The 19,528-nt window shown below is 62.6% G+C and carries 18 protein-coding genes; 7 read left to right on the top strand and 11 right to left on the bottom strand.

Annotation, left to right across the window (positions count from 1 at the left end; translation table 11 throughout):
* Window positions 1-115: 115 nt before the first annotated feature.
* From ACVWZP_RS25680 to ACVWZP_RS25660, 5 genes are all read right to left on the bottom strand, one after another.
* Window positions 116-1,561 carry a SulP family inorganic anion transporter gene (locus tag ACVWZP_RS25680; RefSeq protein ID WP_046382084.1) on the bottom strand — a complete coding sequence of 482 codons (1,446 nt, stop codon included), beginning with the start codon at window positions 1,559-1,561 and terminating at the stop codon, window positions 116-118.
* Between the two features lie 215 nt (window positions 1,562-1,776).
* Entirely contained in the window at window positions 1,777-2,670 is an 894-nt protein-coding gene (locus ACVWZP_RS25675) for an NAD-dependent epimerase/dehydratase family protein (protein WP_457370240.1), read from the bottom strand.
* Window positions 2,671-2,773: 103 nt separating this feature from the next.
* Entirely contained in the window at window positions 2,774-3,670 is an 897-nt protein-coding gene (locus ACVWZP_RS25670; RefSeq protein WP_457370239.1) for a LysR substrate-binding domain-containing protein, read from the bottom strand.
* Between the two features lie 30 nt (window positions 3,671-3,700).
* Window positions 3,701-4,291, bottom strand: coding sequence for an NAD(P)H-dependent oxidoreductase (locus tag ACVWZP_RS25665; RefSeq protein WP_017847735.1), 591 nt, complete (start codon window positions 4,289-4,291; stop codon window positions 3,701-3,703).
* A 123-nt stretch (window positions 4,292-4,414) separates the two neighbouring features.
* Window positions 4,415-5,179 carry a sulfite exporter TauE/SafE family protein gene (locus ACVWZP_RS25660; RefSeq protein ID WP_201021533.1) on the bottom strand — a complete coding sequence of 255 codons (765 nt, stop codon included), beginning with the start codon at window positions 5,177-5,179 and terminating at the stop codon, window positions 4,415-4,417.
* Window positions 5,180-5,363: 184 nt separating this feature from the next.
* On the opposite strand from ACVWZP_RS25660, the gene ACVWZP_RS25655 reads away from it, so the two are divergent.
* Window positions 5,364-6,260: a LysR substrate-binding domain-containing protein gene (locus tag ACVWZP_RS25655; protein WP_108524600.1), complete on the top strand. Its 897-nt coding sequence runs from the start codon at window positions 5,364-5,366 to the stop codon at window positions 6,258-6,260.
* Here the strand turns inward: ACVWZP_RS25655 and ACVWZP_RS25650 are convergent.
* Both ACVWZP_RS25650 and kynU read right to left on the bottom strand, forming a co-directional pair.
* Window positions 6,206-7,612 carry an amino acid permease gene (locus ACVWZP_RS25650; RefSeq protein WP_046488211.1) on the bottom strand — a complete coding sequence of 469 codons (1,407 nt, stop codon included), beginning with the start codon at window positions 7,610-7,612 and terminating at the stop codon, window positions 6,206-6,208. The genes ACVWZP_RS25655 and ACVWZP_RS25650 overlap by 55 nt on opposite strands.
* Window positions 7,613-8,133: 521 nt before the next feature.
* A complete protein-coding gene (kynU, locus tag ACVWZP_RS25645; RefSeq protein WP_017849465.1) occupies window positions 8,134-9,384 on the bottom strand; it encodes a kynureninase in 1,251 nt (416 codons plus the stop codon).
* A gap of 144 nt (window positions 9,385-9,528) precedes the next feature.
* Here kynU and ACVWZP_RS25640 point away from each other — a divergent pair, with 144 nt between their 5' ends.
* Window positions 9,529-10,002 carry an Lrp/AsnC family transcriptional regulator gene (locus ACVWZP_RS25640; RefSeq protein WP_017849466.1) on the top strand — a complete coding sequence of 158 codons (474 nt, stop codon included), beginning with the start codon at window positions 9,529-9,531 and terminating at the stop codon, window positions 10,000-10,002.
* A gap of 127 nt (window positions 10,003-10,129) precedes the next feature.
* Here ACVWZP_RS25640 and catA read toward each other — a convergent pair whose 3' ends face one another.
* The 3 genes from catA to ACVWZP_RS25625 are packed head-to-tail and all read right to left on the bottom strand — an operon-like array spanning window position 10,130 to window position 12,531.
* Window positions 10,130-11,059, bottom strand: a complete 930-nt coding sequence (gene catA, locus ACVWZP_RS25635; RefSeq protein ID WP_177033279.1) for a catechol 1,2-dioxygenase — start codon at window positions 11,057-11,059, stop codon at window positions 10,130-10,132.
* 41 nt (window positions 11,060-11,100) lie between these two features.
* Window positions 11,101-11,391 (bottom strand): muconolactone Delta-isomerase, encoded by a 291-nt coding sequence (gene catC, locus ACVWZP_RS25630; protein ID WP_017849468.1) that lies wholly within the window; start codon window positions 11,389-11,391, stop codon window positions 11,101-11,103.
* A 12-nt stretch (window positions 11,392-11,403) separates the two neighbouring features.
* On the bottom strand, window positions 11,404-12,531 hold the full coding sequence (locus ACVWZP_RS25625) for a muconate cycloisomerase family protein (RefSeq protein ID WP_457370238.1): 1,128 nt from the start codon (window positions 12,529-12,531) through the stop codon (window positions 11,404-11,406).
* Window positions 12,532-12,645: 114 nt separating this feature from the next.
* Here ACVWZP_RS25625 and ACVWZP_RS25620 point away from each other — a divergent pair, with 114 nt between their 5' ends.
* Window positions 12,646-13,521: a LysR family transcriptional regulator gene (locus tag ACVWZP_RS25620; RefSeq protein ID WP_017849470.1), complete on the top strand. Its 876-nt coding sequence runs from the start codon at window positions 12,646-12,648 to the stop codon at window positions 13,519-13,521.
* 133 nt (window positions 13,522-13,654) lie between these two features.
* On the opposite strand, the gene ACVWZP_RS25615 is transcribed toward ACVWZP_RS25620, so the two are convergent.
* A complete protein-coding gene (locus ACVWZP_RS25615; RefSeq protein ID WP_457370237.1) occupies window positions 13,655-14,647 on the bottom strand; it encodes an AraC-like ligand-binding domain-containing protein in 993 nt (330 codons plus the stop codon).
* A gap of 312 nt (window positions 14,648-14,959) precedes the next feature.
* Here ACVWZP_RS25615 and antA point away from each other — a divergent pair, with 312 nt between their 5' ends.
* The 4 genes from antA to ACVWZP_RS25595 all read left to right on the top strand — a co-directional run bounded on the left by antA (window position 14,960) and on the right by ACVWZP_RS25595 (window position 19,475).
* Window positions 14,960-16,351 (top strand): anthranilate 1,2-dioxygenase large subunit, encoded by a 1,392-nt coding sequence (antA, locus tag ACVWZP_RS25610; RefSeq protein ID WP_046382073.1) that lies wholly within the window; start codon window positions 14,960-14,962, stop codon window positions 16,349-16,351.
* Window positions 16,351-16,842 (top strand): anthranilate 1,2-dioxygenase small subunit, encoded by a 492-nt coding sequence (gene antB / locus ACVWZP_RS25605; protein WP_108524608.1) that lies wholly within the window; start codon window positions 16,351-16,353, stop codon window positions 16,840-16,842. Before antA ends, antB begins: the two co-directional genes overlap by 1 nt.
* 151 nt (window positions 16,843-16,993) lie before the next feature.
* Window positions 16,994-18,001, top strand: coding sequence for an anthranilate 1,2-dioxygenase electron transfer component AntC (gene antC, locus ACVWZP_RS25600; RefSeq protein ID WP_177030510.1), 1,008 nt, complete (start codon window positions 16,994-16,996; stop codon window positions 17,999-18,001).
* A gap of 73 nt (window positions 18,002-18,074) precedes the next feature.
* A complete protein-coding gene (locus ACVWZP_RS25595; RefSeq protein ID WP_046488225.1) occupies window positions 18,075-19,475 on the top strand; it encodes an amino acid permease in 1,401 nt (466 codons plus the stop codon).
* Window positions 19,476-19,528: the final 53 nt, after the last annotated feature.

Genomic DNA, 19,528 nt, shown 5'->3' with positions numbered 1-19,528 from the left:
CCTCCCGTAGGAGCGAACTTGCTCGCGAAAATCGTCAACGATGACGCGTGTTGCCTGGATAGACGTGGCGCTCTCGGGTTTTTCGCGAGCAAGCTCGCTCCTACAGGGGTTGCGGTCAGTCGTGATGGACCTTGGCGCGCTTGAGCAGCTTCTTGCAGCGCTCGGACAAATGCAGCACGCGCAGATGCTTGCCGGCCTTGCTGTAACGCTCGCGCAAGGTCATCAGCGCGGCAATCGCGGAGTAGTCGACAACGCTCAGGTGGCGGCAATCCAGCGTCACCGCGGCCGGGTCGTTGGCCGGGTCGAATTGATTCAAAAACGGCGTGGTCGAGGCAAAGAACAACGTGCCATGCACGCGGTAGAGTTTGCTGCCGTCCGCTTCCAGATATTCATCGGCGTACAGTTCACGCGCCTGTTGCCAGGCGAAGTTCAGCGCCGCGATCACGATCCCGCAGAGCACCGCCGTGGCCAGGTCGGTGAACACGGTGATCACGGTCACCGCAATGATCACCAGCACGTCATTGAGCGGCACCTTGTTGATCACCCGCAGCGACGCCCAGGCGAAGGTCTGCTGCGACACCACGAACATCACCCCGACCAGCGCCGCCAGCGGGATGCGCTCGATCAGCGGTGACAGAAACAGAATGAACAACAGGATCATCACCCCAGCCAAGACCCCGGACAAACGCCCGCGCCCGCCGGAGCTGAGGTTGATCACGGTTTGCCCGATCATCGCGCAACCGCCCATGCCGCCGAACAGGCCCGAGACCATATTCGCCGCGCCCAGGGCCATGCTTTCGCGGTCGGGGTAGCCGCGGCTCTCGGTGATTTCGTCGGTGAGGTTGAGGGTCAACAGGGTTTCCAGCAGGCCGACCATCGCCATCAGGAACGCGTAGGGCGCGATGATGCCGAGGGTATCCAGGCTCCAGGGGATCTGCGGCAGCGCGAAGCTCGGCAGGCCACCGGCGATGTGGGCCATGTCGCCCAGCGTGCGCGTCGGCAAGCCCAGCAGGTACACCGCCAGGCCCACGCCGAGGATCGCCACCAGGGCGGGCGGCACGGCACGGGTCAGGCGCGGCAGCAGGTAGACAATGGCCATGGTCACCAGCACCAGGCCGCTCATCACATACAGCGGCGTGCCGCTGAGCCAGGTATCACCGCTCTTGAAATGCTCCAACTGCGCCAAGGCAATGATGATCGCCAGGCCGTTGACGAACCCCAGCATCACCGGGTGCGGCACCATCCGCACCAACTTGCCCAGGCGCAGCAGGCCGAAGACCAGCATGATCAGCCCGCCCAGCAGCACCGTCGCGAGCAAATACTCCACGCCGTGTTGCACCACCAGCGCGACGATCACCACCGCCATCGACCCTGCGGCGCCAGAGACCATCCCCGGCCGCCCGCCGAACAATGCCGTGAGGGTGCAGATGATGAATGCGCCGTAGAGCCCCATCAGCGGGTTGAGATGCGCCACCAGGGCAAAGGCGATGCACTCGGGCAGCAAGGCAAAAGACGTGGTGAGGCCGGCCAGGGCGTCGGCGCGAAGACGGGTGAGGTTCATGAGGTACCGGGCATTGCGGGGAATAAGGCGGGGAATGGTACGGAAATGCGGGCGGTGGGGCCAGTGAAGCGTCAGGGCAGATTGACCGGGATACCCCGTTCGCGGGCAAGCCCACTCCCATGGTTTGATCGGTGCACCCGTTATCGAGGTGTGAACACCGTCAAATGTGGGAGTGGGCTTGCCCGCGAAGGGTGCACCACGGTCTCACGCCGACATCAGACCATTTCGCGGCGAATCCACTCCACCACCGATGTGCGCTTGGGCGCCCACCCCAACAATTCACGGGCATGCTTGCCGCGCACCCGGCTGTTGGAACCCAGGCCGTAGTTGGCCATTTCATAGCCCCATTCGGCTTCTGCGGCGGCCAACGGCCAGTCCTGCGGCTTGCCCAGGTTCAGGGCTTCGGCGATGGCGGTGGTCATGTCGATGAACGCCGCTTCACCGCTTTCCACGAAGTAGAACGTGCCCGGCACGTTCTTCTCCAGCGCCAGCCGATAGAGCGCGACCACGTCCTCGATATGCACATTGGACCAGATGTTCTGCCCCGTACCGACATGGCGCACCACCCCGCTCTTGCGCGCCTGCTTGAGCAAGCGCGGCAGTTGCACGCTGTCGCGCTTCACGCCCAGGCTGTGGCCGTAGATCAGGGTGTTGCAGATCACCGCCGAGTTCACCCCGTCTTGGGCGGCCGCCAGGATCAGGTTGTCGATGGCGACACGTGCGGCCTTGTCGACGGTCGGTTCCGGCAGGTGGTCTTCGACGTAGATGACATCGCTGGCCTTGCCGCCCGATGCATCGCCGACGATGCTCGAACCACTGGTGTGCAGGAACGGTTTGTTCGAACCTTTCAAGGCGGCCAACAGCGTTTCCACCGCCGCGCGATGGTCGCTGCTGGCGGCGTTGATCACCGCGTCGGCCTGCCGGGCCTGTTCGGTCAACACCGCACGGTCATCCAGGGTGCCGATGACCGGGGTGATGCCCAGGGCCGTCATCTCGGCGGCTTGATCGGCGCTGCGCACCAGGCCCGTCACATGGTGGCCGGCCTTGACCAGGCCGGTGGCGATGGAGCCGCCGATAAATCCGGCGGCGCCGGTAACGAATACGTTCATGGAGGTCTCTCCTGACTGAGTAAGTGATGGGCCCAGTATCAAGCCCCCATCCCTGGCGAATAAGACCGTGTTGCCCAATTCAATCTTGCGCGCAGGTCACGAATCAGCAGGCGTACCGCGCCAGCTTGGCCTGGATGAAGTCCAGGAAGCATTGGATGCGCAAGGCCAGTTGCGAGTTGCGGTAAAACACCGCGTGGATCGGCTGGCGATAACCGCTGTTGAAGGCTTCCAGCAGCGGCACCAGGCGCCCGGCGTCGATGTCGTCGTTGGTCATGAAGTTCGACAGGCAGCCAATGCCCTGCCCTTCGAGCGCCAGCTGGCGCACGGTTTCACCGCTGGACGCGGCAATGCCGGGCTCGATCAGCCAGCGGTCGCCCGCCACGTGGCGCAACGGCCAGTGGTTGAGCGTCTCGGTCTGGGTGAAACCGAGCAAGGTGTGCTCGGCCAACTCGGCGACCGTGGTCGGCGTACCGTACTGCTTGAGGTAAGCGGGGCTGGCGAGGATATGCAGCGGGGTGCAGCCCAAGGACCGCGCATGCAGGGTGGAGTCGGCCAGCGCGCCGATGCGAATCGCAATGTCGGTGCTCTGCTCCAACAGGTCGATGATCAAGTCATCGCTGTTCAACTCCAGCTGGATCTCTGGGTACAGCCCGCGAAACTCGGCGATGTACGGCACGATCCCATGCAGCATGAACGGCACGGCGGCGTTGATGCGCAAGCGCCCCGCCGGTTTTTTCTGGCGCGACGACAAGCGCTCCTCCAGATCATCCATCTGCGCCAGGATCACCTTGGCCTGTTCGAAGAAGTACTTGCCCTCCTCGGTCAGGTCCATGCGCCGCGTGGTGCGGTTGATCAGCGTGGTGTCGAGCTTGGCTTCCAGGCGCGACAAGGTGCGGCTGACCGCCGACGGCGTCTGCCCGACCTGCTCCGCCGCCGCCGAAATCGAGCCGCACTCAATCACGTTGACGAAGATCTGTAGCTCATCGGATCGGGCTTTCACAGGCTGTCCTCTTTCTCGGTTCAGCGCAGCTTACACCGAGAGGTCGAACACCTGCGCCAGATGCTGCTCGTAGCGCGCCACATCGGCGTCGATGGCCGGGCGCTTCATGACGTCCACGCAGAGGAACGTCGGCAAGGCCGTCATGCCGAGGAACTCATTGGCCTTGTGAAACGCGAAGTACACCGCGTCCACGCCTTTGCCTTCAAAAAAATCGCTCGGGTCGTCGAAGGCTTGCTGCGGGGCGTTCCAGGTCAGCGACAACATGTATTGCTTGCCGTGGATCAGGCCGCCGCTGCCGTATTTCTGCGAGGCGTCGGAACGGGTACGGCCATCGCTGGCGTAGAGGCTGCCGTGGCCTTCGGTGAAGACTTCGTCGATGTACTTCTTCACGATCCACGGCGCGCCCATCCACCAGCCGGGCATCTGGTAGATGATCACGTCGGCCCAGAGGAATTTGGCGACTTCTTCGGCCACATCGTAGCCTTCATCGATATGCGTGACCTTGACGTCGATACCGCCACGGTCGAGCACAGCCACGGCAGCGTCATGCAGGGTGGTGTTGTAGCGACCGTCGGAGTGGGCGAATTTTTTACCGCCGTTGAGCAGCAGGACTTTTTTCATGGGGGAGCGCCTTGAGATTAAAAATGTCTGAAGGCAGGGTATCGATGTGCCTTGCGCGGAATAAGCCTTGGCGCGGCAAAATACATTTGACTGAAAATCACGAATAAAACTCTATTATTGCCTTTATCCACTGATCAACAGATGCGCGCCCAACAGCGCCATGCCGATAAAAAACACCCGCTTGAACAACACGGCACTGATCCGTTGGCGCAACACCTGCCCCAGCCACATGCCCAACAAGGCCGGCGCCAGCGCCAACAGCGAGGCATTGATCTCACCGCCGCCGAGGCTGCCGCGCCAGGCCAACCCGGCCGCCAGCGCCAGTGTCGACACGCTGAACGACAGCCCCAACGCCTGCACCAACTGATCGCGATTCAACCCCAGCGCTTGCAGATACGGCACCGCCGGAATCACGAAGACGCCGGTGGCCGAGGTGATCAGGCCGGTGACCAGCCCACACACCGGCGCCAACCAACGCTCGGTCGCGGGCTTCACCTTGAATGCGGGCAGGAACAGCCCACTCAACGCATACACCAGCAAGGCCGCGCCCAATGCGCGCACCACCCCGGCGCCACTGCCCATTCCCAGCCACAGCGTGCCCAACCCGGTGCCGAGGACAATCAGCAGCAACAGCGGCCACAAGCGCTTGAGCAACACGCTCAAGTGGCCGCCGAAAGCCAGTTGCCAGAGGTTGGTCACCGTCGAAGGGATGATCAGCAACGCCGCAGCCTGCGCCGGCAACATAGCCAGGCCGAGCAAGCCCATGGCGACGGTGGGCAGGCCCAGGCCGATCACACCTTTGACGGTGCCGGCCAGCAGGAAGGTGCCGATCACCAGCAGGGTCAGGGCGGGGCCGAGGTTTTGGTAGAACGCGAGGAAGGTTGTCATCGGCCGAGTGTGGGGCTTTTCGCTGGGCGCGAAAATTCACCATATACTGAGGCAGCCTCTTGTTTTGCATGAGGCTGATGCCGCCATCGCGGGCAAGCCCCCTCCCACTGTTGAAATGCATTCCAAGTGTGGGAGCGGGCTTGCTCGCGATAGCGTCAGTCCAGCGAAAGGAAATCTTCCAGCCATGCACTTTGACCTGATCGACCTGCGCCTCTACCTGCACGTCCTCGATGCCGGCAACATCACCGCCGGCGCCAGCCGCAGCCACTTGTCCCTGGCCGCCGCCAGCGCGCGCATCCGCGCGATGGAAGCTGCGCTCGGGGTTGAATGCCTTGAACGCGGCCGCCGTGGCGTCACGCCGACGGCCGCAGGCCAGGCCTTGGCGCGTCATGCCCGGCTGTTGCTGCAACAGGCCGAGCACCTGCAACAGGACCTGGCGGAATACGCCAACGGCGTCAAAGGCCAGGTGCGCCTGCTGTGCAACACCACCGCCCTCAGCGAATACCTGCCGGAACTGCTCGCGGATTTCCTGCGCGACCACCCCAACCTGGACATCGACCTGCAGGAACTGCCCAGCCTGCGCATCACCCAGGCCTTGCGCCAGGGCACCGCAGACCTCGGGATCATCTCCGACGCGGTGGACACCCACGGCTTGCAGACCCTGGCGTTTCGCGACGATCCGCTGGTGCTGGTCATGCCGCTGGAGCATCCGTTGGCGGCAAGTACGGTGAGTTTTATCGACAGCCTGCATTACGACTATGTGGGCCTGGCCGCCCACAGCGCGCTGGCGGTGTACCTGGAAGAACAGGCGTTGCACGCGGGGTTTCGCTTGCAAACGCGGATCCGCGCCGAGGGTTTTGACGGCGTGCTGCGCATGGTCGCACGCGGTGCGGGCCTGGGGATCGTGCCCCAGGCGGCGCTGGCGCGCTGGCCGTGGGCGCAGCGCGTCAAGGCCCAGCCGTTGCGAGAAGCTTGGGCCTGTCGAACGCTGCTGTTATGCGCGCGCTCGTTCGAACACCTGCCGGGTTATGCCAGGGCCTTGCTCGACGCCTTGGCCCTGCCCTTGCGGAAAAATCCGTAATACACCGCCGACAGAATCAGCAGGAACGGCACGCCGAACACCAAGGTCATCTTGAACGCGTCGGTGAAATACGTGGTGATCATCACCGCGCCCATCAGCACCAGGCCCAGCAGCGTGCTGTAAGGAAACAGGCGCAGTTGGAACGACAACTTCGCCCCGCCATGACGCTTGCGATAACGGCGGAAGAACAGGTGCGTCAGGAAGATCATGAACCAGGTGAAGATCGCGCCGAACATCGAGATCGCCATCATCAGCGTGAACGAGCTTTCCGGGTAGACCACGTTAAGCAAGGTCGCCAGGCCGATGCCCGAGCTGGACAGCAACAAGGCGTTCAGCGGGATGCCGCTCTTGCTCAACGCACCCATGGACGTGGGCGCAAAGCCGGCGCGGGACAGGCTGAACATCATGCGTGTGGTGATGTAGAGCTGGCTGTTCATCGCTGACAGCGCCGCGATCAGGATCACGAAATTCATCACCCCGGTGGCGCCGGGAATGCCGAGGGTCTGCATCACTGTGACGAACGGGCTCTGCGTCTGCCCGGCCTGGTTCCACGGCACGATGGCCAGCATCAGCGCCAGGGTCAGCAGGTAAAACACCACCAGGCGCACGATGGTCGCGCGAAAGGCTTTCTTCACCGCCTGCTCCGGGTCGGCCGCTTCACCGGCGGCGACGGCGATCATCTCTACGCTCAAGTAGCTGAAGATCGAGACGATCACTGCGATCCACATACCGCTCAAGCCATGCGGGAAAAAGCCGTCGTGGGCCGTGTAGTTCTGCACCCCGTACTGCGGGTTGCCGGAGCCGAACACCACGTACACCGCGAGGAGGATGAAACCGACGATGGCGCTGATCTTGATCGTCGAAAACCAGTATTCGAAGTTGCCGAAGGTTTTCACGCTGATGGCATTGAGCAGGATCAGCACGCTGGAGAACGACACGATCCACACCCACTCCGGCACGTTGGCGAACCAGTACTTCATGTACATCGCCACCGCCGTGACCTCGGCGCCCACCGCCAGCACAATCGCCGCCCAATAGGCGTAGCGCACCAGGAACCCGGCCAGCGGGCTGATGTAGAACTCGGCGTAGGCCCCGAAGGAGCCGGAGGTGGAATGGGCCACCGTCATCTCCGCCAGGCAGCCCATCAGCAGCAAGGTGATCAACGCTCCGATGGCGTAACTCAGCAGCACGCTGGGCCCGGCATAGCCGATGGCATAGGCGCTGCCCATGAACAGCCCGGTGCCGATGGCGCCACCGATGGCGATCATGCTCATCTGGCCGGAAGTGAGCTGGCGCCTCAGGCCCAGTTCGCGGTGGGTGATTTCTGCAAAGCCGTCGTTTGGCGTGGTCACGTGGTGTGCCCCTTATTGTTGTGATTGCACGATTTGTCTGTTGCCACAGATCCCTGTGGGAGGGGGCTTGCTGGTGATAGCAGTCGTTCAGTTGATACCTAGGTGACTGATCCGCCGCCATCGGGGGCAAGCCCCCTCCCACATTGAGCCTGCGTCAGGCACTCAATGGATGAACACCGCAGCCCCCATATAGCAGTCTTTCAGTCGATACCTAGGTGACTGATCCGCCGCCATCGGGGGCAAGCCCCCTCCCACATTGAGCCTGCGTCAGGCACTCAGTGGATGAACACCGCAGCCCCATATAGCAGTCTTTCAGTCGATACCTAGGTGACTGATCCGCCGCCATCGGGGGCAAGCCCCCTCCCACATTGAGCCTGCGTCAGGCACTCAGTGGATGAACACCGCAGCCCCCCTGTGGGAGGGGGCTTGCCCCCGATGGCGGTGTGTCGGTCGCCGGATTCACACGCTGATACAGCGCTATCGGGAGCAAGCTCCCTCCCCCCATTGTTGTCTGTGTTTATTCAAGTGACGCTGTTACGGACTTTGAATTGCGCCTGGTCCCAGGTGCGGTTGTCGAGGATCTCACCGAGGATTTCCACGGCGTCCCACACTTCGGTAAAGCAGGTGTACAGCGGCGTAAAACCAAAACGCATGATGCGCGGCTCGCGGTAGTCGCCAATCACTCCACGGGCAATCAGTGCCTGGATCACTGCATAACCTTCAGGGTGTTCGAAGCTCACATGGCTGCCGCGTCTGGCGTGTTCACGCGGGGTGATCAACACCAGGCCATGGGCGGCGCAGCGGGCTTCGACCAATGCGATAAACAGGTCGGTCAAGGCCAGGGATTTACTGCGCAGGCTGGCCATGTCGGTCTGTTCGAAAATCTCCAGGCCGCACTCCACCATGGCCAGCGAGGTGATCGGCTGGGTGCCGCACAGGTAACGGGCGATGCCGGCACTCGGTGCATAACGCGTCTCCATGGCGAACTGCCGGGTATGCCCGAACCAGCCCGACAACGGCTGGCGCACCACGTCCACCAGCGCCGGGTTGACCCACACGAACGCCTGGGAACCAGGGCCGCCATTGAGGTATTTGTAGGTGCAACCGATCGCATAATCGGCGCCGGCCCGATGCAGGTCGATGGGCACCGCACCTGCCGAATGCGCCAGGTCCCAGAGGCTCAGCGCGCCGCACTCGTGGCTCAACGTGGTGAGCGCGTGCATGTCGTACATGTAGCCGGTCTTGTAGTTGACGTGGGTGAGCATCACCACCGCCACGTCCGGGTCGATGGCCTGGGGCAGTTCGTCCGGGCTGTTGACCAGGCGCAGCGAATAGCCCTGTTGCAGCAGTTCGGCGAGGCCTTCGGCGATGTACAGGTCGGTGGGGAAGTTGCTCGCTTCGCTGACGATCACCTTGCGCTGCGGCGCGCGTTGGCGCTGCACGCTCAAGGCGGCGCTGAGCACCTTGAACAGGTTGATGGAAGTGGTATCGGTGATCACCACTTCGCCCTCCCCCGCGCCGATCAACGGTGCCAGGCGATTACCCAGGCGCTGGGACAAGTCCGCCCAACCCGCGCTGTTCCAGCTGCGAATCAAGCCATTGCCCCACTCCTCGGCGATCACCTGCTGCGCCCGCGCAAGCGCGGCCACCGGACGTGCGCCGAGGGAGTTGCCGTCGAGGTAGATCACCCCCTGCGGCAAGGCGAACTGGTGACGCAGCGGCGCCAACCGGTCCTGGTCGTCAAGGGCTTGGCAATGGCTTCGAGTGATCATGGGCTGTCCTGGTTTTTATAAGTGAAGATGCCGTAAATAATGAGCGAAGTTTTAGAGAATTTTCGTGCAAAGTTGTGGGCAACAGGCTAATTAAGCTGTAGGAAATTCGAAGTTCAACCGAAAACACGCGGATTTATTCTAAGCATGATTCTCGACGCCACCGACCTGCGCCTCCTGCATTTCCTGCAACAGGACGGCCGTATCAGCAACCAGGAACTCGCAGAAAAAGTCGCGCTGTCGCCCTCCGCCTGCCTGCGCCGTCTGCGCCTGTTGGAAAGCGAAGGCATCATCAGCGGCTATCGGGCGGTGTTGAATGCCGAGCGGTTGGGGATCGAACTCGAGGCCATCGTCCACCTGTCGGTGCGCCAGGACGTGGAGGACTGGCACGAGACGTTTATCCAGAAGGTGCAAGGCTGGCCGGAAGTGGCCAGCGCCTATGTGATCACCGGCGCCAGCAACTACGTGCTGCGGGTGCAGGCGCGCAACCTCAAGCACTTTTCGGACTTTATCGTGAACCACCTGAACCGCACGGCGGGGGTGATGGATATCCGCTCGGAGATCGTGTTGCAGAAGATCAAGGATCGCGATGAAGTGTTGGACCTGGTGCTGCGCAAATAGTCAGCCACACCACAAAACAATGTGGGAGGGTGGCTTGCCCCCGATAGCCGTGTGTCAGTCACTTAAATGTTTACTGATCCGCCGCTATCGGGAGCAAGCTCCCTCCCACATTTTTTGACCGTGCTGATCAATCTTCCAATGCACGAACCCGCTGCATGCGCTTTTGCTCCAGCGGCGCATCGGCAAGCTGCACCTCGAAGTCAAAATCGATCTGCGCAAAGCGCCCTTCCACACCCAGTTCCCGCGCCAGCTGCTGATCGTCGCTGAAGCGAATTTCGGCAATCAATTCATCCCGTGTCGCGTAGGCAAAATCATCGTGCAGGTACGGGTCGTCCGACAGGTTGATCTGCGTGGTCAGGTGCCGATGCCCCGGCGCCGAGATGAAGAAGTGAATATGCGCCGGCCGCTGCCCGTGGCGTCCCAACTGATTGAGCAACTGCTGGGTCGGCCCGGTCGGCGGGCAGCCATAACCCGACGGCACGATGCTGCGAAAGCGGAAGTTGCCCTGGGCATCGGTCTCGATGCGGCGGCGCAGGTTGAATTCCGACTGCGCGGTGTCGAACCAGGAGTAAGTGCCGCCGGTATTGGCCTGCCACACATCGACAATCGCCCCGGCCAACGGCTTGCCCTGGGTGTCCCGTACCTGGCCGCGCATGAACAGCGGCACGCCCGGGTCCTGGCCGTCGTCCAGGCGCGCTTCGTATTTCGACAGCGGCGCCCCCGCCACATACAGCGGGCCTTCGATGGTGCGCGGGGTGCCGCCGGTTTTGCCGGTTTCTTCGTCGGCGGCGTCCATCAACAGGTCCAGGTAATGCTCCAGGCCGAGCCCGGCGGCGAGCAAACCGGCTTCCTGGTGTTGACCCAATTCGTTGAGGTAGTTGACCGCCGCCCAGAACTCTTCGGGGGTGACTTCCAGGTCTTCGATGATGTTCACCGTGTCCCGCAGGATCCGGTAAATCAGCGTCTTGGTGCGCGGGTTGCCGCTTTCGCTGCGGTGGCCGCTGGCTTCTTCGAGAAACTGTTGGGCGTGGGCAGTCTGGGACAGTCGGATGGACATGGTGCAATCCTCATCTTGTAATTATTGGGGATAAAACAGGCTCAGCGGTCGTCCGCGTGGATCGACGACGGGTGCCGGCACAGCGCATTCACTTCGATGGCCATGTAGGGATAAAGCGGCAGTTGCATCAGCAGGTCGTGCAGTTCCTGCACGCTGTCGACATCGAACACGCTGTAGTTGGCGTAGAGCCCGGCGATGCGCCACAGATGGCGCCATTTGCCCTCTTGCTGCAGGCGCTGCGCCAGGGCTTTTTCGTCGGCCTTGAGGCTGGCGGCACGTTCGGGGTTCATGTCGACGGGCAGGTGTACGCTCATTTTTACGTGGAACAACATGGCAGGCGCCTCTTAGTGGTTGTCACGACAGAAGAACGCCAGGCGCTCTTCATCGATGGCCAGGCCCAGGCCCGGTGCGGTGCTGACATGCAGCTGGAAATCGCGGTACACCAGCGGCTCGGTGAGGATGTCTTCGGTGAGCAGCAGCGGGCCGAACAGCTCGGTGCCCCACGCCAGTGTGTCCAGAGTGAGAAACGCATGAGCCGAGGCCAGGGTGCCGAGGCCGCCTTCGAGCATGGTGCCGCCGTACAGGCCGATCCCGGCCGCTTCGGCAATCGCGGCCGTGCGCAACACCGCGCGCGGGCCGCCGTTCTTGGCGATCTTGAGGGCGAACACCGAAGCCGCGCCTTCGCGGGCCAGGTTGAAGGCGTCCTCGACACATTCGATGGATTCGTCGGCCATGATCGGCACCGGGCTCGACAGCTGAAGCCGGGCCATGCCAGCGCGGTTGTTGCGCGAGATCGGCTGTTCGATCAGGTCGATAGCGTTGTCGCCGAGCACCTTGCAGGCGCGCAGGGCGACGGCTTCATCCCAGGCCTGGTTGACATCGACGCGCACGCTGGCGCGCTCGCCCAAGGCTTTTTTGATCGCGATCACATGGGCCAGGTCGGCACTGACCTCACCGGCGCCGATCTTCAATTTGAAGACGCGGTGACGGCGCAGGTCGAGCATCTTCTCGGCTTCGGCAATGTCCTGCTCGGTGTTGCCGCTGGCCAGGGTCCAGGCCACCGGCAACGCATCGCGCACGCGGCCGCCGAGCAGCTCGCTGACCGGCAGGTGCAGGCGTTTGCCCAGCGCATCGAGCAAGGCGCTTTCGATGGCGGACTTGGCGAAGGTGTTGCCGCGAATGCTGCGCGCCAGTCGCAACATGGCGGCATTGATGTTGTTCGCGTCCTGGCCGATCAGCAGCGGGGCGAAGTGGCGGTCGATGTTGATCTTGATGCTGTCGGGGCTTTCGTTGCCGTAGCTCAGGCCGCCGATGGTGGTGGCTTCGCCGAGGCCTTCGATGCCGTCGGCGCAACGCAGGCGGACGATCACCAGGGTCTGGTTCTGCATCGTGTGCATCGCCAGCTTGTGCGGGCGGATAGTGGGGAGGTCGACGATGATGGTTTCGATCGATTCGATGGCACAAATCGGCATGGCTATACCCGTTGGGTTCTTTATAGATTTGAGCCGATTCTGTGCCGCATTTTTCGTGGCTTCCAATATAGAATTGGTCTCGCACAATACCTTCAAGGTATCAAAGGAGCTGTCATGGAACTGCGACATCTGCGCTATTTCCAGGTGCTGGGCGAAACCCTCAACTTCACCCGCGCCGCCGAACGCCTGCACATCGCCCAGCCGCCGTTGAGCCGGCAGATCCAGCAATTGGAGGATGAATTGGGCGTGATACTGCTCGAGCGCGGCCGACCGCTGCGGCTGACCGAGGCCGGGCGGTTTTTCTATGAACACGCCACTGTGCTGCTGGAGCAGTTGGGCAAGGTCTGCGACACCACCCGGCGTATCGGCCAGGGCGAGAAGACCTGGCTGGGCATCGGCTTTGCGCCGTCGACCTTGTATGGCGTGCTGCCCGAGCTGATTCGGCGGCTGCGCAACCACGACGCGCTGGAACTGGAACTGGGGCTGTCGGAAATGACCACCTTGCAGCAGGTCGAAGCGCTCAAGGCCGGGCGGATCGACGTGGGCTTCGGGCGGATTCGCATCGATGACCCGGCCATCGTCCAGCGGGTGCTGGTCGAGGACCGCCTGGTTGCGGTGTTGCCCGCCGGCCACGCCTTGCTGGGCGCGCCCGCCACCCTCGCACAATTGGCCGCCGAGCCGTTTGTGCTGTACCCCGGCAACCCGCGGCCCAGTTATGCCGACCATGTGATCGCGCTGTTCGACGCCCATGGTTTGAGCCTCAAGGTGGCGCAGTGGACCAACGAGTTGCAGACCGCCATCGGCCTGGTCGGCGCGGGCATGGGCGTGACGCTGGTGCCGGCGTCGGTGCAGGTGCTGCATCGCGCGGACATCGGCTACACGCCGGTGGTGGAAGCCACCGCGACCTCGCCGATTATTCTCAGCCGGCGGGTGAATGATCAGTCGCCGGGGCTGAATCATTGTTTGCAGTTGGTTGAAGAACTGATCTGAAATCTCCCAGGCACTGCAAATCTAATGTGGGAGGGGGCTTGCCCCCGATAGCGGTGTGACAGCCCACACATCTACTGACTGACACACCGCCATCGGGGGCAAGCCCCCTCCTACATTTGATCTGCGGTGTTTTTTAGACAGTGCGCAGGCGCTTACGCTGCAGGGTTTGGCTCGGCGACTCATCGAACAGCTTGCGATACTCCGCCGAGAACCGCCCCAGGTGGGTGAAGCCCCAGCCCAGGGCAATCTCGGAGATGGTGCGGGTGGAGCCGTGTTCGAGGATCTCCTGGCGCACCGCCCCCAGCCGATACTTTTTCAGGTAAGCCATCGGCGACAGCGCGAAGTATTTGCGAAACGCATCGAACAGCTTGAACCGCGAGACCCCGGCGGCGGCTTCCAGGTCTTCCAGATGCACCGCTTCGCGGGCATTGTCGTGAATGTGCTGGCGGGCGCGGATCAAGTAGTGCGGCAGCTTCACGCCAAGCACGTCGCGCAATTCCTCTGAATAATTATTCGGCTGGGCAAGGATCAGGCCCTTGATCAACGAGCTTTCCAGGTCGCGGGTAAACGCCGCCTGCTCGTACAACTCGCTGCTGCGCGCAAGCTCTGCGATGAAATAACGCGCCATGCGCCACCACGAGGCCGGGGCGCCGTCCACCGCGTCCATCACCGGTTCGAAACGCAGCGGCGCCTCGATCGGCCGTTGCAGCAAGCCTTCCAGCGACTCGCTCATCGCCGCCCGCGTAATCACCACCTGCAACTTGCGGCAATCGCCGGAAATCGCCAGCACCTGGTGCTCGTTGGGCGAGATGATCACGCCTTGATCGCGGTTGGAACTCAGGCGCTCGCCGTTCTTGCTCAACTCCTGCTCGCCTACCAGAGGCAGGCTCAGGCTGTAGCTGCTGAAGTGTTCGGCGTCCTCGATGTCGATGGTCACGTCGGTGCCATATTCGATCACGCCCAGGGTGGTGGCGCGGGACTTGAACACGTTGGCGCTGTGATGGAAACGCAGGCGCTCGGGCGTGGCCGTCGCCAGGCGGTGCGGCCCGCAGATGCCGGACATCCAGTTGCGGGCGCCCTCCAGGTCGAAGCGTTCAATACGGATATCGCGTGTATGGCTACTCATCAGGCTGCACCCACGGCGGTTAGGCGGTTGCGCGCTCTGGCGGCGCGTCGTGACAGATCGACAGCAAGTTCTGCGCCACGGCGGCAGTCTCGCTGCTGGATGGATAACAACGCTCGACTATGTGGATAAACCACCGACTTCTGCGCGCACCGCCCTGCATGACAGTAGCGCATCGCGTCACCGCCCTGCACCGGCGTGGGTATTTCATGCCCAACTATCCGGCCCGCCTTCGCCCATTAAGCGGATAGCCCGCCGCCTCGGCGCAGTCGCTTAATGGCTGACCCGTTCAGCCATTATCAAAAGGTGCGTCCCATGAGTGGTGCAAGAAGCGTCGAGCAATGGAAAAGCTTCATCGACAGCTGCCTGGATTTCCGCCCCGCCGATGAAGTGTTCCGCATCGCCCGCGACATGTTCACCGAGCCGCAACTGTTCGACCTGGAGATGGAACTGATCTTCGAGAAGAACTGGATCTACGCCTGCCACGAAAGCGAACTGGCGAATAACCACGATTTCGTGACGATGCGCGCCGGGCGCCAGCCGATGATCATCACCCGCGACGGCGACGGCCAACTCAACGCGCTGGTCAACGCCTGCCAGCATCGCGGCACCACCCTCACCCGCGTCGGCAAGGGCAACCAGTCGACCTTCACCTGCCCGTTCCACGCCTGGTGCTACAAGAGCGACGGCCGGCTGGTGAAGGTCAAGGCGCCGGGGGAATACCCGGAAGGTTTCGACAAGGCCACGCGCGGCCTGAAAAAGGCGCGCATCGACAGCTACAAAGGCTTTGTGTTCATCAGCCTGGACGTGAACGGCACCGACAGCCTGGAAGACTTCCTCGGCGACGCCAAAGTGTTTTTCGACATGATGGTCGCCCAGTCCGCCACCGGTGAGCTGGAGGTGCTGCCGGGCAAGTCCGCCTACACCTACGACGGCAACTGGAAGCTGCAGAACGAAAACGGCCTGGACGGTTATCACGTCAGCACTGTCCACTACAACTACGTGGCCACGGTGCAGCACCGCCAGCAGGTCAATACCGCGAACGGCACCGCAGCCGGCACGACGCTGGACTACAGCAAACTCGGCGCCGGCGACGCGAATACCGACGACGGCTGGTTCGCCTTCAACAATGGCCACAGCCTGTTGTTCAGCGACATGCCCAACCCCACGGTACGCTCCGGCTACGCCACCATCATGCCGCGCCTGGTGGCAGAACACGGCCAGCCAAAAGCCGAGTGGATGATGCATCGCCTGCGCAACCTGAACATCTACCCGAGCCTGTTCTTCCTCGACCAGATCAGCTCGCAGTTGCGCATCATCCGCCCGTTGGCGTGGAACAAGACCGAGATCATCAGCCAGTGCCTGGGGGTGAAGCACGAGTCCGACGCCGACCGGGAAAACCGCATCCGCCAGTTCGAGGACTTCTTCAACGTCTCGGGCATGGGCACGCCGGACGATCTGGTGGAGTTTCGCGAGGCCCAGCGCGGTTTCCAGGGCCGCCTGGAGCGCTGGAGCGATATCTCACGCGGCAGCCACCGCTGGGCCACCGGGCCAACGCCGAACAGCGAAGCCCTCGGCATCCAGCCCGCCATGACCGGCACCGAATTTACCCACGAAGGCTTGTACGTCAACCAGCACCGCAACTGGCAGCAGTTCCTGCTCAACGGCCTCGACCAACGCGCGCTGAAGCTGCGGGAGGTGGAATGATGAATGCGCCATTGCAGTACCGGATCGAGCAATTTTTCTATCGCAAATCCGAGCTGTGCGACGCCCAGGACTGGGACGCCTACGTGCAGTTGTTCGACCCGCAGAGCGAATTCCACCTGCCGCAATGGGACTCCGAACACGTCTACACCTGCGACCCCAAGCGCGAAATGTCGCTGATCTATTACGCCAACCGCTCGGGCCTGGAAGACCGCGTGTTCCGCCTGCGCACCGGCAAGGCGGCGTCGGCCACGCCGATGCCGCGCACCTTGCACCTGATCCACAACGTGCGTATCGCCGAGCAGGCGGACGGCACGCTGGAGGTGCGCTTGAACTGGCACACGCTGTTCTATCGCCTGGCCACGTCGGAGCAGTTCTACGGCCACGCGACCTATCGCCTCAAGCCCCATGGCGACAGCTGGCTGATCACCCGCAAGCACGCGCTGTTGCTCAACGACACCATCAACTCGGTGCTGGATTTCTATCACCTGTAACGCTGGAGAACGCCCCCTTGTAGGAGCGAGCTTGCTCGCGAAGGACGTCAACGATGACGCGGGCATCCTGAATGCACGCGGCGTCCTTGAGTTTTTCGCGAGCAAGCTCGCTCCTACAAGGGTTCACACATGAACCCACGGAGTACTGGGGATGAATCACAAAGTGGCCTTCAGTTTTGCCGACGGCAAGACGCTGTTTTTCCCGGTGGGCGCGCATGAAATCCTGCTGGATGCGGCCCTGCGCAATGGCATCAAGATTCCGCTGGATTGCCGCGAAGGCGTGTGCGGCACCTGCCAGGGCCGCTGCGAGAGCGGCGAATACAGCCAGGACTATGTGGACGAGGACGCCCTCTCCAGCCGCGACCTGCAACAGCGCAAGATGCTCAGTTGCCAGACCCGGGTGAAGTCGGATGCGACGTTCTACTTCGACTTCGATTCCAGCCTGTGCAACGCGCCGGGGCCGGTGCAGGTGCGCGGCACGGTGAGCGAGGTGCGGCAGGTCTCGACCGGCACCGCGATCCTGCAAGTGCAGCTGGACCAGGCGCTGGACTTTCTGCCGGGCCAATACGCCCGCCTGGCGGTTCCGGGCACCGACAGCTGGCGCGCATATTCCTTCGCCAACCGGCCGGGCAATCAGCTGCGGTTTCTGATCCGCCTGCTGCCCGACGGGGTGATGAGCAACTACCTGCGCGAACGTTGCCAGGTCGGCGATCCGCTGCTGATGGAGGCGCCGCTGGGTGCGTTCTACCTGCGCCATGTCAGCCGACCGCTGGTGCTGGTCGCCGGCGGCACCGGGTTGTCGGCGTTGCTGGGCATGCTCGATGAACTGGCGGCCAACGCCTGCGAACGGCCGGTCCACCTGTACTACGGCGTGCGCGGCGCCGAGGACCTGTGCGAAGCGGCGCGCATCGAGGGTTACGCGTCCACGCTCGCGGATTTTCGCTACACCGAAGTACTGAGCGACCCGCCGCCCGCATGGTCCGGCAAGCGTGGCTACCTCACCGAGCATTTCGACCTGGCCGAATGGCGGGACAGTTCGGCCGATATGTACGTGTGCGGGCCCCCTCCGATGGTCGAATCCATCCAACAATGGCTGGCGGATCAGGCACTTGATGGCGTTCAGTTGTATTACGAAAAGTTCACGCAGAGTAATATCTGACCCCTCAGCACTTCTGAGGGGTTGGGCGCGGCGTGCAATCAACCCCGAGAAAAACAAGTAGAAGGGAATGTTAATGGCGGATGACATGGTTAACCCGGTAGGCCTCAAGCGTGGCCTGAAGAACCGGCATATTCAGCTGATTGCCTTGGGCGGCGCGATCGGTACGGGGCTGTTCCTCGGCTCGGCCGGCGTGCTCAAGTCGGCGGGGCCGTCGATGATCCTCGGCTACGCGATTGCCGGTTTTATCGCGTTCCTGATCATGCGCCAGCTCGGCGAGATGATCGTCGAGGAGCCGGTGGCCGGTTCGTTCAGCCACTTTGCCCACAAGTACTGGGGCGGTTACGCGGGCTTCCTGGCGGGCTGGAACTACTGGGTACTCTACGTGCTGGTGGGCATGGCCGAACTGACGGCCGTGGGCAAGTACATCCAGTTCTGGTGGCCGGAGATTCCGACCTGGGTCAGCGCGCTGGTGTTCTTTGTCGCGGTGAACCTGATCAACACCCTGAACGTGAAGTTCTTCGGTGAGACCGAGTTCTGGTTCGCGATCATCAAGGTGGTGGCGATTGTCGGCATGATCGTGCTCGGCTGCTACCTGTTGTTCAGCGGCACCGGCGGCCCGCAAGCGTCGATCAGCAACCTGTGGAGCCACGGCGGTTTCTTCCCCAATGGCGGCATGGGGTTGTTGATGTCCATGGCGTTCATCATGTTCTCGTTCGGTGGCCTGGAGTTGGTAGGCATCACCGCCGCCGAGGCCAGCGAGCCGCGTAAAGTGATCCCGAAAGCGATCAACCAGGTGGTGTACCGCATCCTGATTTTCTACGTCGGCGCGCTGACCGTGCTGCTCTCGCTGTACCCGTGGGATCAACTGCTGCAAACCCTCGGCGCGTCGGGCGATGCCTACAGCGGCAGCCCGTTTGTGCAGATCTTCTCGCTGATCGGTAACGACACCGCCGCGCACATCCTCAACTTCGTGGTGCTGACCGCGGCGCTGTCGGTGTACAACAGCGGCGTGTACTGCAACAGCCGCATGCTGTTCGGCCTGGCCGAGCAAGGCGACGCGCCGAAAGCGCTGATGAAACTCAACAAACAAGGCGTGCCGCTGCGGGCCCTGGCGATTTCGGCGCTGGTGACGCTGCTGTGCGTGGTGGTCAACTACGTCGCGCCGCACAGCGCGCTAGAGTTGCTGTTCGCGCTGGTGGTCGCCTCGCTGATGATCAACTGGGCGCTGATCAGCCTGACCCACATCAAGTTCCGCAAGGCCATGGCCGAGCAAGGCGTGGTGCCGTCGTTCAAGACCTTCTGGTTCCCGTTCAGCAACTACCTGTGCCTGGCGTTCATGCTGATGATCATCAGCGTGATGCTGGCGATTCCGGGCGTTCGCGATTCGGTGTATGCGATGCCGGTTTGGGTGGGGGTGATCTACATTGCCTACCGCTTGCGGATCAAAAACGCGAAAGTGGCAGTGACGCAATAACCTAGGTGGGAGGGAGCTTGCTCCCGATGGCGGTGTGTCAGTCAGTGGATGTG

This window comes from Pseudomonas sp. TE36184 (genome assembly GCF_054060055.1).
This window is presented reverse-complemented; position numbering and strand designations above follow the sequence as displayed.